At 45.7% G+C, this 15,812-nt stretch carries 11 protein-coding genes and 1 pseudogene; 1 reads left to right on the forward strand and 11 read right to left on the reverse strand.

Annotated features, from left to right (window positions below; genetic code table 11):
• Positions 1 to 72: 72 nt before the first annotated feature.
• Positions 73 to 1,140 (reverse strand): uroporphyrinogen decarboxylase, encoded by a 1,068-nt coding sequence (gene hemE, locus L1D60_RS15930; protein WP_032549917.1) that lies wholly within the window; start codon positions 1,138 to 1,140, stop codon positions 73 to 75.
• A 319-nt stretch (positions 1,141 to 1,459) separates the two neighbouring features.
• Positions 1,460 to 2,242 carry an NAD(+) diphosphatase gene (gene nudC, locus L1D60_RS15935; RefSeq protein WP_239841980.1) on the reverse strand — a complete coding sequence of 261 codons (783 nt, stop codon included), beginning with the start codon at positions 2,240 to 2,242 and terminating at the stop codon, positions 1,460 to 1,462.
• A 166-nt stretch (positions 2,243 to 2,408) separates the two neighbouring features.
• Here nudC and rsd point away from each other — a divergent pair, with 166 nt between their 5' ends.
• Positions 2,409 to 2,903 carry a sigma D regulator gene (gene rsd / locus L1D60_RS15940; RefSeq protein WP_239841981.1) on the forward strand — a complete coding sequence of 165 codons (495 nt, stop codon included), beginning with the start codon at positions 2,409 to 2,411 and terminating at the stop codon, positions 2,901 to 2,903.
• 286 nt (positions 2,904 to 3,189) lie between these two features.
• Here the strand turns inward: rsd and rpoC are convergent, their stop codons facing one another.
• From rpoC to tuf, 9 genes and pseudogenes are all read right to left on the reverse strand, one after another.
• A complete protein-coding gene (gene rpoC, locus L1D60_RS15945; protein ID WP_239841982.1) occupies positions 3,190 to 7,392 on the reverse strand; it encodes a DNA-directed RNA polymerase subunit beta' in 4,203 nt (1,400 codons plus the stop codon).
• Between the two features lie 74 nt (positions 7,393 to 7,466).
• Positions 7,467 to 11,495, reverse strand: a complete 4,029-nt coding sequence (rpoB, locus tag L1D60_RS15950; protein WP_239841983.1) for a DNA-directed RNA polymerase subunit beta — start codon at positions 11,493 to 11,495, stop codon at positions 7,467 to 7,469.
• Positions 11,496 to 11,730: 235 nt separating this feature from the next.
• The gene (gene rplL, locus L1D60_RS15955; protein ID WP_063524626.1) at positions 11,731 to 12,099 is read right to left on the reverse strand and encodes a 50S ribosomal protein L7/L12; all 369 of its coding nucleotides are present in this window, start codon (positions 12,097 to 12,099) and stop codon (positions 11,731 to 11,733) included.
• A gap of 57 nt (positions 12,100 to 12,156) precedes the next feature.
• Positions 12,157 to 12,651 (reverse strand): 50S ribosomal protein L10, encoded by a 495-nt coding sequence (gene rplJ, locus L1D60_RS15960; protein ID WP_150893166.1) that lies wholly within the window; start codon positions 12,649 to 12,651, stop codon positions 12,157 to 12,159.
• Between the two features lie 240 nt (positions 12,652 to 12,891).
• Positions 12,892 to 13,596, reverse strand: coding sequence for a 50S ribosomal protein L1 (gene rplA, locus L1D60_RS15965; protein ID WP_032549910.1), 705 nt, complete (start codon positions 13,594 to 13,596; stop codon positions 12,892 to 12,894).
• A gap of 4 nt (positions 13,597 to 13,600) precedes the next feature.
• Positions 13,601 to 14,029 carry a 50S ribosomal protein L11 gene (rplK, locus tag L1D60_RS15970; protein ID WP_026084318.1) on the reverse strand — a complete coding sequence of 143 codons (429 nt, stop codon included), beginning with the start codon at positions 14,027 to 14,029 and terminating at the stop codon, positions 13,601 to 13,603.
• A gap of 211 nt (positions 14,030 to 14,240) precedes the next feature.
• Positions 14,241 to 14,789, reverse strand: coding sequence for a transcription termination/antitermination protein NusG (gene nusG, locus L1D60_RS15975; protein ID WP_032549909.1), 549 nt, complete (start codon positions 14,787 to 14,789; stop codon positions 14,241 to 14,243).
• 13 nt (positions 14,790 to 14,802) lie between these two features.
• The gene (secE, locus tag L1D60_RS15980; RefSeq protein ID WP_032549907.1) at positions 14,803 to 15,180 is read right to left on the reverse strand and encodes a preprotein translocase subunit SecE; all 378 of its coding nucleotides are present in this window, start codon (positions 15,178 to 15,180) and stop codon (positions 14,803 to 14,805) included.
• A 224-nt stretch (positions 15,181 to 15,404) separates the two neighbouring features.
• A pseudogene (gene tuf / locus L1D60_RS15985) lies at positions 15,405 to 15,812 on the reverse strand (elongation factor Tu); the annotation flags it as partial.

The raw sequence follows: 15,812 nt of genomic DNA on the forward strand, positions 1-15,812 counted from the left end.
TGAAACGCCCAGAAACGAAAAAGCCCCTCACTGCAATAGCGAGGGGCTTTGGTATAAATCGAACTCTAAGTGTTACTTATGATAAGGCTTAGATAGTTCATGTACCGCTTCTACAAACACGCCTGCATTTTCTGGCGGCACGTCTAGGTGGATACCGTGACCAAGGTTAAATACGTGGCCAGTACCTGCATCACCGAAGCCTTCAAGGATTGTAGAAACTTCTTCACGGATGCGCTCTGGAGAAGCGTAAAGCATAGAAGGATCCATGTTACCTTGCAGAGCAACCTTATCACCCACACGCTTCACAGCGTCTTGGATGTTGATTGTCCAATCTAGGCCAACTGCGTCACAGCCAGTCGCTGCGATCTGCTCTAGCCACATACCACCGTTCTTCGTGAATAGCGTTACTGGTACGCGACGACCGTCGTTTTCACGGATAAGACCGTCAACAATCTTGTGCATGTATTGCAGTGAGAATAGGTTGTAATCACGAGGAGTCAGTACACCGCCCCATGTATCAAATACCATTACTGACTGAGCGCCCGCTTTGATTTGTGCGTTCAGGTACTCGATTACGCTGTCTGCTAGCTTGTCTAGAAGTAGGTGCAGAGTTTGAGGTTCTGCATACATCATCTTCTTGATCTTAGTGAACGCTTTAGAGCTACCACCCTCAACCATGTAAGTTGCTAGTGTCCATGGGCTACCAGAGAAACCGATCAGTGGCACGTCACCGTTTAGGTCTTTGCGGATCTGACGTACTGCATTCATTACGTACTGAAGTTCACCTTCTGGATCTGGCAGGCCAATTTTTTCTACGTCTGCTTTGCAAGTGATTGGCTTATCAAATACTGGACCTTCACCCGCGGCAAAGCGTAACTCAAGACCCATTGCATCAGGAATCGTCAAAATATCTGAGAACAAGATTGCTGCATCAAGAGGGAAGCGACGCAGAGGTTGAAGCGTTACTTCAGATGCTAGTTCAGCGTTCTTACAAAGCGACATAAAGTCACCCGCTTCAGCACGAGTTGCTTTGTACTCTGGAAGATAACGACCTGCTTGGCGCATCATCCATACTGGCGTGTAATCAACAGGCTGTTTTAAGAGTGCGCGTAGATAGCGATCATTTTTTAATTCGGTCATTCCGTAAATTCCAATTCAATCTTGTCTAGTTGTTTGCGGGTATTCTAACACTGATTGCAGGGTAAAAGCTGTGTGCTTTGCAACCTAGATCAAGTTATTAACTTTTAAATCAATGCTTAATTTGCACCCAATCGTAGGCACATGTTAAAAATTTGTTCGCTAGCGAAAATTACAATTATAACACTGAGTTCCTACAACTCAGCATCTCATAACGACATCTTACTTACCCCCTCCACTTGTGGAGGGTTTTTTTTAGGTATTTGACCACCCATAGGCCAAATACTCCTATAGGCCACCCCCCCCCCCTTTTCAGACAAGCTTAATCCGCACCAATGTCTTCAAGTGTCTGCTCTATCAGTGCTCTTGCTATTGTCCCTTTCGGCGCAACTTCTGGCATCATGTTTTTCGTAAACCATTGAGCATCAGACAGTTCGCTATAGTCTGGCTTCAACACGCCACCAGCATAATCAGCAAGAAAGCCCATCATCATACTGGAAGGGAAAGCCCAAGGTTGGCTGCCAAAGTAGCGAATGTTCGTGACACCAATACCCGTTTCTTCTTTCACTTCACGAGCAACACACTGTTCAAGTGTCTCTCCGACCTCTAGGAAGCCCGCTATCACCGTATACATCCCGGTTTTGTGCCTTGGGTGCTGAGCAAGCAAAATCTTATTGTCGTGTCTTACAGCGACAATGATGCATGGAAAGATTCTTGGATAATGCAACGTACGGCAATCACCGCATTGCATCGCAACTTGATTGTGATTGAGGTGGTTACGTCCGCCACATTGTGGGCAAAAACGCATGCTTTGGCTCATGTGGCCATACTGAATCGCCTTACTCGCCAACAAGAATAGCGCTTCGGGCCAGTGCAGCAGTTCACGCAGGCTTTGCATTTCAAATTGAAGTTCGCTGTCAGAATCATTTAGCCAATAAACATTGTGATTTTGATACTGGCCAATACATATCGCGTGTTCAGTATTGAGTTCGAATTCCACAGCAGTACCAAGAGGTAGACGACCTTCTAGGGTCCAAATATCGCTTCCCGAGACCACACACCAGTAAGCTTTGTCAGTCATCTTACCGTCACTTTTTTTTAACATCCCTATGCCTCATTGCTTGCAGTTCGTTCATTTTACTGGCAATCTAATTTCATACTAGAGTTGTAGCCGATATTAATTCAGGCTATTACTTTTAGTAGCGTATAACAAATGGACCCCTACTTAAGCACTTATCATGATCACAAGGTTGTGATCAGATCATGAGGACATGGTCATGCTAAATAAATTTAAACAAGTACAAGAACAATGGGGTGGCTCGAATGAGGTCATCGATCATTGGCTCGAAACTCGACAGTCTCTAATCGTCGAATATTGCAAGCTAGGTACCCTTCAGCCAGCTAACGGGCAATCAAACGTTGTTGAACTCCCTTCTCCTAAAGAAATCAGCTCATTCTGCGATCACGTTGTTGATTATATCTCGGAAGGTCATTTTAAGATCTACGACATGGTCATGGAAAAATGGCAAGCGACTGGTTTTAAAACCAACGACGAAATCGACACAACTTACGCGAAGATCGTACTCACCACCGAGCCACTGCTAGAGTTCAATGATAAATACGTTAAAGTAAGTGCAGACGATGAGTTGCCAAATTTCGAAACAGACATGTCGAAAGTTGGTGAACTGCTCGAAGTGCGTTTTGAAGTGGAAGATCACCTTATCCAGCTTATTGCCGACAGTTTAGCGATTCCGCCTGGCGCTTAAGCAAGAAGTGATAAGAAGATGAAACAGTGAGGGTTGGCGTTTATTCGTCAGCCCTTTTGCGTTTTTAGAACAGTCATTAGCTGGGGAAAGGTAAGTCAAAACCCAGACTTTGGCTCCACAGCATCATCCCCAGAAGAGAGGCTCGACCAGACCTCACAAAATAAATCAAAAATGTCCTACTGGCGCCTTCGGCACTCTATGGAATCACACCTTCCCTTCACCAGAAACAAGCGCCAGAAAACAAAAAAGGCACCCGAGGGTGCCTTTTCTTTTAAGCTCTTAACGATTACTCGTCAGAAGAGAAGCCTGCATTTAGAAGTGCAGCTAGGTTGTCAGTAGCTTGTTCAGCTGAAGGACCTTCTTGCTCTTCTTCGCGCTTAGCTTGACGCTCTTGGTGGTATGCGAAACCAGTACCAGCTGGGATCAGACGACCAACAATAACGTTCTCTTTCAGACCACGTAGGTCATCACGCTTACCAGAAACCGCAGCTTCTGTTAGTACGCGAGTTGTCTCCTGGAACGATGCCGCAGAGATGAACGACTCAGTCGCTAGAGATGCTTTAGTAATACCTAGTAGTTCGCGCTCGAAGCGTACTAGTTCTTTACCTTCCGCTTCTAGAGCGCGGTTAGCAATTTTAACTTGTGAGTATTCAACTTGCTCGCCAGGTAGGAACTCAGAGTCACCTGCGTGCGTGATTGTACACTTACGTAGCATTTGACGAACGATAGTCTCGATGTGCTTATCGTTAATCTTTACGCCTTGTAGACGGTAAACTTCTTGAACTTCGTTCGCGATGTACTGAGTCACAGCGTGAATACCACGTAGACGTAGGATGTCATGTGGAGTTTCTGGACCGTCAGCGATTACATCACCACGTTCAATCTTCTCACCTTCAAACACGTTCAGTTGACGATGCTTAGGAATCATCTCTTCGTAAGTTTCGCCACCCTCGCGAGTGATAACTAGACGACGCTTACCTTTCGTTTCTTTACCGAAAGACACAGTACCTGTGTGCTCAGCAAGGATCGCAGGCTCTTTAGGCTTACGAGCTTCGAATAGGTCTGCTACGCGTGGTAGACCACCGGTGATATCTTTGTTACCGCCAGATTTCTGAGGGATACGTGCAAGAGTGTCACCAATGCCAACTTCTGCGCCATCTTCGATGTTTACAATCGCTTTACCAGGTAGGAAGTAGTGAGCTGGCATATCAGTACCAGGGATCATTACGTCGTTGCCTGCTGCATCAACAAGTTTGATAGCTGGACGCATATCTTTACCTGCTGCTGGACGCGCTGCTGCATCAGTTACCTCAGAAGAAGATAGACCTGTTAGGTCATCTGTCTGACGAGAAACTGTTACGCCATCGATCATGTCTACGAACTGGATGCGACCTGCCACTTCAGTGATGATTGGCATAGTGTGCGCTTCCCAGTTAGCTACTACTTCACCCGCATCAACTGAATCTTCGTGACCTTTAGTCAGCGTAGAACCGTAAGGAAGTTTGTGCTTCTCTTTCGTACGACCGAACTCATCAACGATGGTTAGTTCAGATGCACGAGAAGTGATTACAAGCTTATTGTCTTTGTTGATAACGAATTTAGCGTTGTGTAGCTTAACCGTACCTGTAGTCTTAGCTTGGATGCTGTTCTCTGCTGCTGCAGTAGATGCCGCACCACCGATGTGGAACGTACGCATCGTTAGCTGTGTACCCGGTTCACCGATAGATTGTGCAGCGATAACACCAACTGCTTCACCTTGGTTCACTAGGTGACCACGTGCTAGGTCACGACCGTAACACTGTGCACAACAACCGAAGTCAGCGTCACACGTTACAACTGAACGCACTTTGATGCTGTCTACAGAGTTGTCTTCCATGATCTGACACCACTTCTCATCAATCAGAGTATTACGTGGAATTAGAACATCTTCAGAACCAGGCTTAAGAACGTCTTCAGCTACTACACGACCTAGAGCAAGCTCAGAAAGTGCAACTTTAACGTCACCACCTTCGATGTGAGGCATCATGTCGATACCTTCGTGCGTGCCACAGTCATGTTCGTGTACTACAACGTCTTGAGCAACGTCTACTAGACGACGAGTTAGGTAACCCGAGTTCGCTGTTTTCAGTGCAGTATCCGCAAGACCCTTACGAGCACCGTGCGTTGAGATAAAGTACTGAAGTACGTTTAGACCTTCTTTAAAGTTCGCAGTGATCGGTGTCTCGATGATTGAGCCATCTGGACGTGCCATTAGACCACGCATACCTGCTAGCTGACGAATCTGAGCTGCAGAACCACGAGCGCCCGAGTCGGCCATCATGTAGATGCTGTTGAACGATTCTTGCTGCTCTTCTTCACCGTCACGGTTAATAACAGTTTCAGAAGATAGGTTATCCATCATCGCTTTCGCAACGCGGTCGTTCGTAGACGCCCAGATATCGATAACTTTGTTGTAACGCTCACCCGCAGTAACAAGACCAGATTGGAATTGCTCTTGGATTTCGCGAACTTCTTCTTCAGCAGATTCGATCTCATCGTATTTCGCTTGAGGTACAACCATGTCGTTGATACCTACAGAAACACCAGAAAGTGCTGCGTATGCAAAACCTGCGTACATGATTTGGTCAGCAAAGACTACAGTGTCTTTCAGGCCAAGCTTACGGTATGCCTCGTTAAGCAGGTTAGAAATCTGTTTCTTACCAAGCTTTTGGTTAACTAGGCTGAACGGTAGGCCCGCTGGAACGATTTGCCATAGCATTGCACGGCCGACAGTTGTATCAACCATCTTCGTTTCAGTTGTGCTGTTACCATCTTCGTCTTTAACAGTCTCAGTGATACGAACTTTAACGCGAGCGTGTAGCTCAGCAGTCTTAGTACGGTATGCCTTCTCAGCCTCTGCAGGGCCAGCAAGGTACATACCTTCGCCTTTCACGTTGATCTTGTCACGAGTCATGTAGTAAAGACCCAATACAACGTCCTGAGAAGGTACGATGATCGGATCACCTGACGCTGGCGACAGAATGTTGTTTGTCGACATCATCAGTGTACGTGCTTCAAGCTGTGCTTCTAGAGTTAGAGGCACGTGTACCGCCATTTGGTCACCATCGAAGTCGGCGTTGTATGCCGCACACACTAGTGGGTGAAGCTGGATCGCTTTACCTTCGATTAGTACTGGTTCAAACGCTTGGATACCTAGACGGTGAAGTGTAGGTGCACGGTTAAGCAGTACTGGGTGTTCGCGGATTACTTCGTCTAGGATATCCCAAACGATAGCTTCTTCGCGCTCTACCATCTTCTTAGCAGCTTTGATTGTCGTAGCCATGCCACGAGTCTCAAGCTTGCTGTAGATGAACGGCTTAAATAGCTCAAGTGCCATCTTCTTAGGAAGACCACACTGATGTAGACGAAGGTATGGACCTACTGTGATTACAGAACGGCCAGAGTAGTCTACACGTTTACCTAGAAGGTTCTGACGGAAACGACCTTGTTTACCCTTGATCATATCAGCAAGAGATTTCAGAGGACGCTTGTTCGAACCAGTGATTGCACGACCGCGACGACCGTTATCTAGAAGGGCATCAACAGACTCTTGCAGCATACGCTTTTCGTTACGTACGATGATGTCTGGAGCCGCTAGCTCTAGAAGACGCTTCAAACGGTTGTTACGGTTGATCACACGACGGTAAAGGTCGTTCAGATCTGAAGTCGCAAAACGACCGCCATCTAGAGGTACTAGAGGACGCAGATCTGGCGGAAGAACCGGAAGTACAGTCAGAATCATCCATTGCGGATCGTTACCCGATGCAATGAACGCTTCAACTAGCTTCAGGCGCTTAGTGATCTTCTTACGCTTAGTTTCAGAGTTAGTTGTTTCCAACTCTTCGCGCATTTCTTCCACTTCTTGATGAAGGTCCATTGTTGCAAGCAGATCTTTGATCGCTTCTGCACCCATCTTAGCAGTGAATTCATCACCCCACTCTTCTAGACGATCCAGATACTCTTCTTCAGTAAGCATCTGAGATTTTTCTAGATCAGTCATACCTGGTTCAGTTACTACGTACATTTCGAAGTAAAGAACACGTTCGATATCACGTAGAGGGATATCCATTAATAGACCGATACGAGACGGTAGCGATTTTAGGAACCAGATGTGAGCAACTGGTGAAGCAAGCTCGATGTGGCCCATACGGTCACGACGAACTTTAGTTTGTGTAACTTCTACGCCACACTTCTCACAGATAACACCACGGTGTTTCAGACGCTTGTATTTGCCACAAAGACATTCGTAGTCTTTAACTGGACCAAAGATACGCGCACAGAACAGACCATCGCGCTCAGGTTTGAACGTACGATAGTTGATCGTCTCAGGTTTTTTAACTTCACCGAAAGACCATGAACGGATCATGTCTGGTGAAGATAGACCGATTTTGATTGCATCAAATTCTTCGGTCTTATGCTGCGCTTTTAGAAAGTTTAATAAGTCTTTCACAATCAGCTCCTGTAAGGAGTTAAAAGGAGCTCACCCGCAAAAGTGAGCACCTTCTACCAATAATCCCGTGGGGATTACTCTTCGTCTTCTAGCTCGATGTTAATACCTAGCGAGCGGATCTCTTTCAACAATACGTTGAACGATTCTGGCATGCCAGGTTCCATGCTATGGTTGCCATCTACGATGTTCTTATACATCTTAGTACGGCCGTTAACGTCATCCGACTTAACTGTTAGCATTTCTTGAAGCGTGTAAGCAGCACCGTATGCTTCTAGTGCCCATACTTCCATCTCACCGAAACGCTGACCACCGAACTGAGCTTTACCACCAAGTGGTTGCTGAGTTACTAGGCTGTAAGAACCAGTTGAACGAGCGTGCATCTTGTCATCAACAAGGTGGTTTAGTTTCAGCATGTACATGTAACCAACAGTTACAGGACGCTCAAACGCATCACCAGTACGACCATCAAACAGAGTTAGCTGACCAGATTCTGGTAGGTCACCAAGTTTAAGTAGTTCTTTGATTAACGCTTCAGAAGCACCGTCGAACACAGGAGTAGCAATCGGTAGACCGCCACGTAGGTTCTTGATCAGAGTACGAACTTGATCATCAGACAGTTCAGCAATGTCGACTTTCTGACGAGTATCACCAAGATCGTAAACCTTCTGTAGGAACTCACGGAACTTGTGCAGTTCTTGTTGTTCCTTAACCATTTGGTTGATCTTGTCACCGATACCTTTAGCAGCCAGACCTAAGTGTACTTCTAGGATCTGACCGATGTTCATACGCGATGGTACACCCAGTGGGTTTAGTACGATGTCGACAGGTTGACCTTTCTCATCGTATGGCATGTCTTCAACAGGGTTAATCTTAGAGATTACACCTTTGTTACCGTGACGACCCGCCATCTTATCACCAGGCTGGATGCGACGTTTAACTGCTAGGTAAACCTTAACAATCTTCAGTACGCCAGGCGCTAGATCATCACCTTGAGTGATCTTACGACGCTTAGTTTCAAACTTCTTATCGAAGTCAGCTTTTAGCTCATCCCACTGCTCAGCAAGTTGCTCAAGCTGTGATTGTAGCGCGTCGTCTTCTAGTGCTTGCTCTAGCCATTTTTTACGGCCGATTGCATCAAGCTTAGCTTCAGAGTAACCACCAGACAGAAGAACAGCTTTAACACGGTTAAGAAGGCCACCCTCAAGAATTTGGAACTCTTCAGTTAGGTCTTTCTTAGCTTCTTTCAGCTGCATCTGTTCGATTTCAAGTGCACGCTTGTCTTTCTCTACGCCATCGCGAGTGAAGACTTGTACATCGATGATCGTACCTGAAACAGAGTTTGGTACGCGTAGAGAAGTATCTTTAACATCTGATGCTTTCTCACCGAAGATCGCACGTAGTAGCTTCTCTTCAGGAGTCAGTTGAGTTTCACCTTTAGGTGTTACTTTACCAACTAGGATGTCGCCACCCTTAACTTCAGCACCAATGTAAACGATACCTGACTCGTCTAGTTTAGACAGAGCAGATTCACCTACGTTTGGAATATCAGCTGTGATCTCTTCAGAGCCCAACTTAGTATCACGAGCCACACAAGATAGTTCTTGGATGTGGATAGTCGTGAAACGGTCTTCTTGAACTACGCGCTCAGATACTAAGATCGAGTCTTCGAAGTTGTAGCCGTTCCAAGGCATGAATGCGATACGCATGTTTTGACCAAGAGCTAGCTCACCAAGGTCTGTTGAAGGACCGTCAGCTAGTACGTCGCCACGTGATACAGGTTCACCTGGAAGCACAGTAGGACGTTGGTTAATACATGTGTTTTGGTTAGAACGCGTGTACTTAGTTAGGTTGTAGATGTCGATACCAGCTTCGCCAGGTACTAGCTCATCTTCATTAACCTTAACTACGATACGAGAAGCGTCTACAGACTGAATCATACCACCACGTTTAGCTACGGCTGTTACACCAGAGTCTACTGCGATGTTACGTTCGATACCTGTACCAACTAGAGGCTTATCAGCTTTTAGAGTTGGAACTGCTTGACGTTGCATGTTCGCACCCATCAATGCACGGTTCGCATCATCGTGTTCTAGGAACGGGATAAGCGATGCAGCGATAGATACTACTTGGTTTGTCGCAACGTCCATGTAGTCAACGTGGTCGCGTGGGTGAAGACCAGATTCACCTTTTTGACGAGCAGTGATTAGCTCATCTGCGAACGTACCTTCTTCAGTAAGAACGGTGTTCGCCTGCGCGATTACAAATTGACCTTCTTGGATTGCAGATAGGTAATCTACTTCGTCTGTTACAACACCATCTACTACGCGACGGTACGGAGTCTCTAGGAAACCGTAGTCGTTACAACGAGCGAATGCAGATAGCGAGTTAATTAGACCGATGTTTGGACCTTCAGGCGTTTCGATCGGACATAGACGACCGTAGTGAGTTACGTGTACGTCACGTACTTCGAAGCCTGCGCGTTCACGAGTTAGACCACCTGGACCTAAAGCAGAAATACGACGCTTGTGCGTTACTTCTGACAATGGGTTGTTTTGGTCCATGAACTGTGAAAGCTGTGAAGAGCCAAAGAATTCTTTAACAGCAGCAGAAATAGGCTTAGCGTTGATTAGGTCTTGAGGCATGATTGCATCAAGATCACCAAGGCTTAGGCGCTCTTTAACAGCACGTTCTACACGAACTAGACCAACACGGAATTGGTTCTCTGCCATTTCACCTACTGAACGGATACGACGGTTACCTAGGTGGTCGATATCATCAACTTCACCTTTACCGTTACGGATAGCGATCAGTTTCTTCATCACTTCGATGATGTCTGATTCGTCTAGCGTACCGCGCTCTTCTTCTTCCTCACGCTCGATAGAGCTGTTGAACTTCATACGGCCTACAGTTGATAGGTCGTAGCGTTCTTCAGAGAAGAATAGGCTTTCGAATAGAGCTTCTGCAGCTTCTTTTGTTGGTGGCTCGCCAGGGCGCATCATGCGGTAGATTTCTACAAGCGCAGAGATGCGATCTACAGTGCTGTCTGCACGTAGAGTGTCTGACATGAATGGACCGTGGTCTAGGTCATTCGTGAACAGTACTTCTAGAGCTTTGTGACCTGCTTGAGATAGGTTAGCAAGTGCCTCTAGGCTGATCTCTTGGTTAGCACCAACAATGATCTCGCCAGTTGCTTCGTTGATGTAATCTTTCGATGCAACTTTACCAACGATGTACTCTACTGGTACTTCGATGTGTTCAACGCCATCTTTCTCAAGTTGACGGATGTGACGAGCAGTAACACGACGACCAGTTTCAACGTAAACTTTACCGTCTGCTTCGATATCGAATGACGCAGTTTCACCACGTAGACGATCTGGAACCAACTCCATTAGTAGAGTTTGGTCTTTCACTTCGAAGTTCACTTTCTCGAAGAACAGATCTAGGATCTCTTCTGTCGATTTACCTAGTGCACGAAGGATGATCGAAGCTGGTAGCTTACGACGACGGTCGATACGTACGAATAAGTTGTCCTTAGGATCGAACTCAAAGTCTAACCATGAGCCACGGTAAGGAATTACACGTGCGTTATAAAGAACTTTACCTGATGAGTGGGTTTTACCCTTATCACTGTCGAAGAACACGCCTGGGCTTCGGTGCAGCTGGGATACGATAACCCTCTCGGTACCATTGATTACGAAAGTACCATTGTCTGTCATAAGCGGAATTTCGCCCATGTAGACTTCTTGTTCTTTAATGTCTTTTACAGTACCTGCTGGCGCATCTTTATCAAAGATAACTAGACGTAGTTTAACGCGTAGTGGCTTTGAGTAAGTTACACCGCGGATTTGACATTCTTTAACGTCAAAAACTGGCTCACCAAGACGGTAGCTAACGTATTGCAGCTCAGAATTGCCGTTGTAGCTCTGAATTGGGAATACAGAACGAAAAGCAGCCTCAAGACCGTATTGACCTTCAGGATCCTGTTCGATGAATTTGTCGAAAGAATCAAGCTGGATCGATAACAGGTATGGAATGTCCAAAACTTGTGGACGAGTACCAAAGTCCTTACGGATGCGCTTTTTCTCGGTATAAGAGTAAACCATGGGGTTCCTCAGCTCGCTGATAAGTGACCCAAACTACCCGAAACACTCCTCGGAGGGGGTAGTGACTAACAGCTGTTTACTGTAGTGAACGACTATCTTGGAAAGGTAATCGTTTTTTTGCTCAGGTTATGACGTTTAAACAGCGGGAAAATTCGTCATAGCCCTACAGCGCAAAAAGGCCGGTGGTTATTTAACCACCAGCCAATAGCCGTTAGGCTAAGAAATTAAGTAATAATTACTTAACTTCAACAGAAGCGCCTGCTTCTTCTAGCTGTGCTTTAAGAGCTTCAGCTTCAGCTTTGTCAACGCCTTCTTTTAGAGGTGCTGGAGCTGAGTCTACAAGACCTTTAGCTTCTTTAAGACCTAGGCCAGTTGCGCCACGTACAGCTTTGATAACTTGTACTTTGTTAGAACCAGCAGAAGTTAGGATAACGTCGAATTCAGTTTGCTCAGCAGCAGCTTCGCCACCAGCAGCGCCGCCAGCTACAACAGCAGCTGCAGCAGATACGCCGAATTTCTCTTCCATAGCTTCGATAAGCTCAACAACTTGCATTACAGACATTTCTGCAACTGCGTCTAGGATTTGCTCGTTAGTAATAGACATAACAATTCTCTTTTAAGTCAACAATAAGTTTAATTAGCAACCAGTGAAAAGCAAGGCTTATGCCGCAGCTTCTTCTTTTTGGTCACGTAGTGCAGCGATAGTACGAACCAGCTTGCCAGCAGAAGCTTCTTTCATGCACATCATTAGGCGTGCGATTGCTTCGTCGTAAGTTGGTAGTGTCGCTAGTACTTCAGCATCAGTAACTGCGCCTTCAAATGCAGCAGCTTTGATCTCGAAATCTTTGTTCTCTTTAGCGAAGTCTTTGAAAAGACGCGCTGCAGCACCTGGGTGCTCGTTAGAGAACGCGATCAGAGTTGGACCAGTGAAAGTGTCAACTAGACACTCGTAGTCTGTACCCTGAACCGCACGGCGTGCTAGTGTGTTACGAACAACTTTCATGTAAACACCCGCTTCGCGAGCTTGTTTACGTAGAGAAGTCATTGCGCCAACTTCAACGCCACGAGAATCAGCTACAACTGCAGAAAGTGCACCATTAGCTGCTTCGTTGACTTCAGCAACAATTGCTTTTTTGTCTTGAAGATTTAAAGCCATTTGGATTAACCTCTGGTTGTGATTACAGCACTCATCACAGTGTGTCATGAGCGTTTACGATGCTAATAAACATGAATCACTTCATTTAAATTAGGCACCGCCTACGTAGGTTTTATTAAGCTATAACTCCGAAGAGTACAGCGCCTACGGTCTTGGGATAGATGATTTGAATTGCTTCAGAAATCACCCAACCACAAATATTAGGCGCAGAAGTATACACTAAATCTGCGCCTAAGCAAATTAGTTTGCTTGAGTGTTCAGGCTAGCCTGATCAACAGCAACACCAGCACCCATAGTAGTAGAGATGCTTACTTTCTTCAGGAAAGTACCTTTCGCTGAAGAAGGCTTAGCTTTCTTAAGAGCAACTAGCAGAGCTTCAAGGTTTTCTTGAATCTGGTTAGCTTCAAAAGATGCTTTACCGATAGTAGTGTGGATGATGCCGTTCTTGTCGTTACGGTAACGAACCTGACCAGCTTTAGCGTTCTTAACAGCTTCAGCAACGTTAGGAGTTACAGTACCAACTTTAGGGTTTGGCATAAGGCCGCGTGGACCTAGGATAGTACCTAGTTGACCAACAACGCGCATTGCATCTGGAGAAGCAACAACTACGTCGAAGTTCATTTCGCCTTTCTTCACTTGCTCAGCAAGATCTTCCATACCAACAACATCTGCGCCAGCTTCTTTAGCTGCTTCTGCGTTTGCACCTTGAGTGAACACAGCAACGCGGATTTCACGGCCAGTACCGTGAGGTAGCACAGTAGCGCCACGTACGTTTTGGTCAGATTTACGAGCATCGATGCCTAGGTTAACAGCAACATCAACAGACTCAACGAATTTAGCAGTAGCTAGTTCTTTAAGAAGAGCAACAGCTTCGTTGATTTCGTACTCTTTAGTTACGTCAACTTTTTCGCGGATTACGCGCATACGCTTAGTAAGTTTTGCCATCTTATTAACCCTCTACCACTAGGCCCATTGAACGAGCAGTACCAGCGATTGAACGCTTCATTGCTTCGATGTCAGCACCAGTCATATCAGCAGCTTTAGTTTCTGCGATTTCTTGGATTTGAGCGTCAGTTACAGTACCCACTTTTTCAGTGTTTGGACGACCTGAACCAGACTTAACGCCAGCAGCTTTCTTAAGAAGAACAGCAGCAGGTGGAGTCTTAGTTACGAACGTGAAAGAACGGTCGTTGTATACAGTAATAACTACTGGAGTCGGTAGACCTTTCTCAACAGATTCTGTTTTTGCGTTGAACGCTTTACAGAATTCCATGATGTTAACACCGTGTTGACCTAGAGCAGGACCAACCGGTGGCGACGGGTTTGCCATACCAGCTGCAACTTGCAGTTTGATATAAGCTTCAACTTTCTTAGCCATGATATTTCCTAATATTTGGGTACATGCGCTAGCCGTAAGGCAAGCTCCCCATAATTTCAATTAAGCTTTTTACTTCCTCAGAAGTAAAAAGGCGCGAAATTATAATCATAATTCGCGCCTTAAACAACCCTAAAAAGGTGGTTTTTTATACTCTTTTAATTTGAACAAGTTGCCAATAAGTTATCCACAACTTTGTTCAACTATTCGAGTCTTAGTCCAGTTTCTCAACCTGACCAAATTCAAGCTCAACAGGTGTTGCACGACCGAAGATCGATACAGATACCTTAATGCGGCTCTTCTCGTAATCCACTTCTTCAACAGTACCGTTGAAGTCAGCAAATGGACCATCGTTCACACGAACCACTTCGCCAGCTTCGAACATAGTCTTAGGACGTGGAGCTTCGCTCGCTTTCTCTAGACGGTTCAGAATCGCATCAGCTTCTTTGTCAGTGATTGGTGCAGGACGATCAGAGGTACCACCAATGAAGCCCATAACACGCGGAATGCTGCGTACTAAGTGCCATGATTCGTCATTCATGATCATCTGAACTAATACGTAGCCAGGGAAGAATTTACGTTCACTCTTACGACGTTGACCCGCGCGCATTTCCACTACTTCTTCAGTAGGTACTAGCACATCGCCAAACAGTTCTTCCATGTTGTGCATTTTAATATGTTCGCGTAGCGATTGAGCCACACGACCTTCAAAGCCAGAGAAGGCTTGAACTACATACCAACGTTTTTTTGGAGCTTCACTCATGAATCAGAACCCTCTATACCCCAGTCACAAAGGCAACAAGACGAACCATAATGCCGTCAATGCCCCATAGTGCTAGAGCCATAACAATACTTACAGCTAGAACGATCAATGTTGTTTGCATAGTTTCTTGGCGAGTAGGCCAAACCACTTTACGAATCTCCATACGAGATTCTTTTGCAAATTCGATCGCAGCTTTACCTTTAGTTGTCGTTGCTGCAACGCCTAGTGCGGCAGCAATCAGCACAACTACACCTGCAGCGCGAATTACAACTGATAATTCACCATACAGGTAATTACCCACAACAGCGGCGGCTAGCAGAACAAAAGCGACAATCCACTTCATTGTATCTGCTGCACTTGAGCTATCAGGAGTCTCAGCGTTTGCTTTCATAAAACCAACCTGTGATAAGTCTTAAATATAGACGACAATAACCCCGCTGTTGCAGGGCACATTCCTTTGCGTTGCAGAACAACACATCTAACAGTCATTTTAGTCAAAAATGATCGTTTTATTCTTTGCTAAGAGACAAAGTTGCTGTGATTTCACGCAACTCTTTTTTTAGCGCAGAAAAAGGGCATCAAATGATGCCCTTTTTACTAGTGGTTCGTCAAATCTTATGCAAAGATTTTAGCTACAACACCAGCACCTACAGTACGGCCACCTTCACGGATAGCGAAACGTAGGCCTTCGTCCATTGCGATTGGAGCGATTAGCTCAACAGTCATTTGAACGTTATCACCTGGCATTACCATTTCTACGCCTTCTGGTAGAGTGATGTCGCCTGTTACGTCAGTTGTACGGAAGTAGAACTGTGGACGGTAACCTTTGAAGAAAGGAGTGTGACGGCCGCCTTCATCTTTAGAAAGTACGTACACCTCTGACTCAAATTTAGTGTGTGGGTTGATAGAACCTTTAGCAGATAGTACTTGACCACGTTCAACTTCGTCACGCTTAGTACCACGTAGAAGTGCACCAACGTTCTCACCTGCACGACCTTCGTCAAGAAGCTTACGGAACATCTC

It is taken from the genome of Vibrio sp. Isolate30 (assembly GCF_022397975.1).
Taxonomy (GTDB): domain Bacteria; phylum Pseudomonadota; class Gammaproteobacteria; order Enterobacterales; family Vibrionaceae; genus Vibrio; species Vibrio fortis.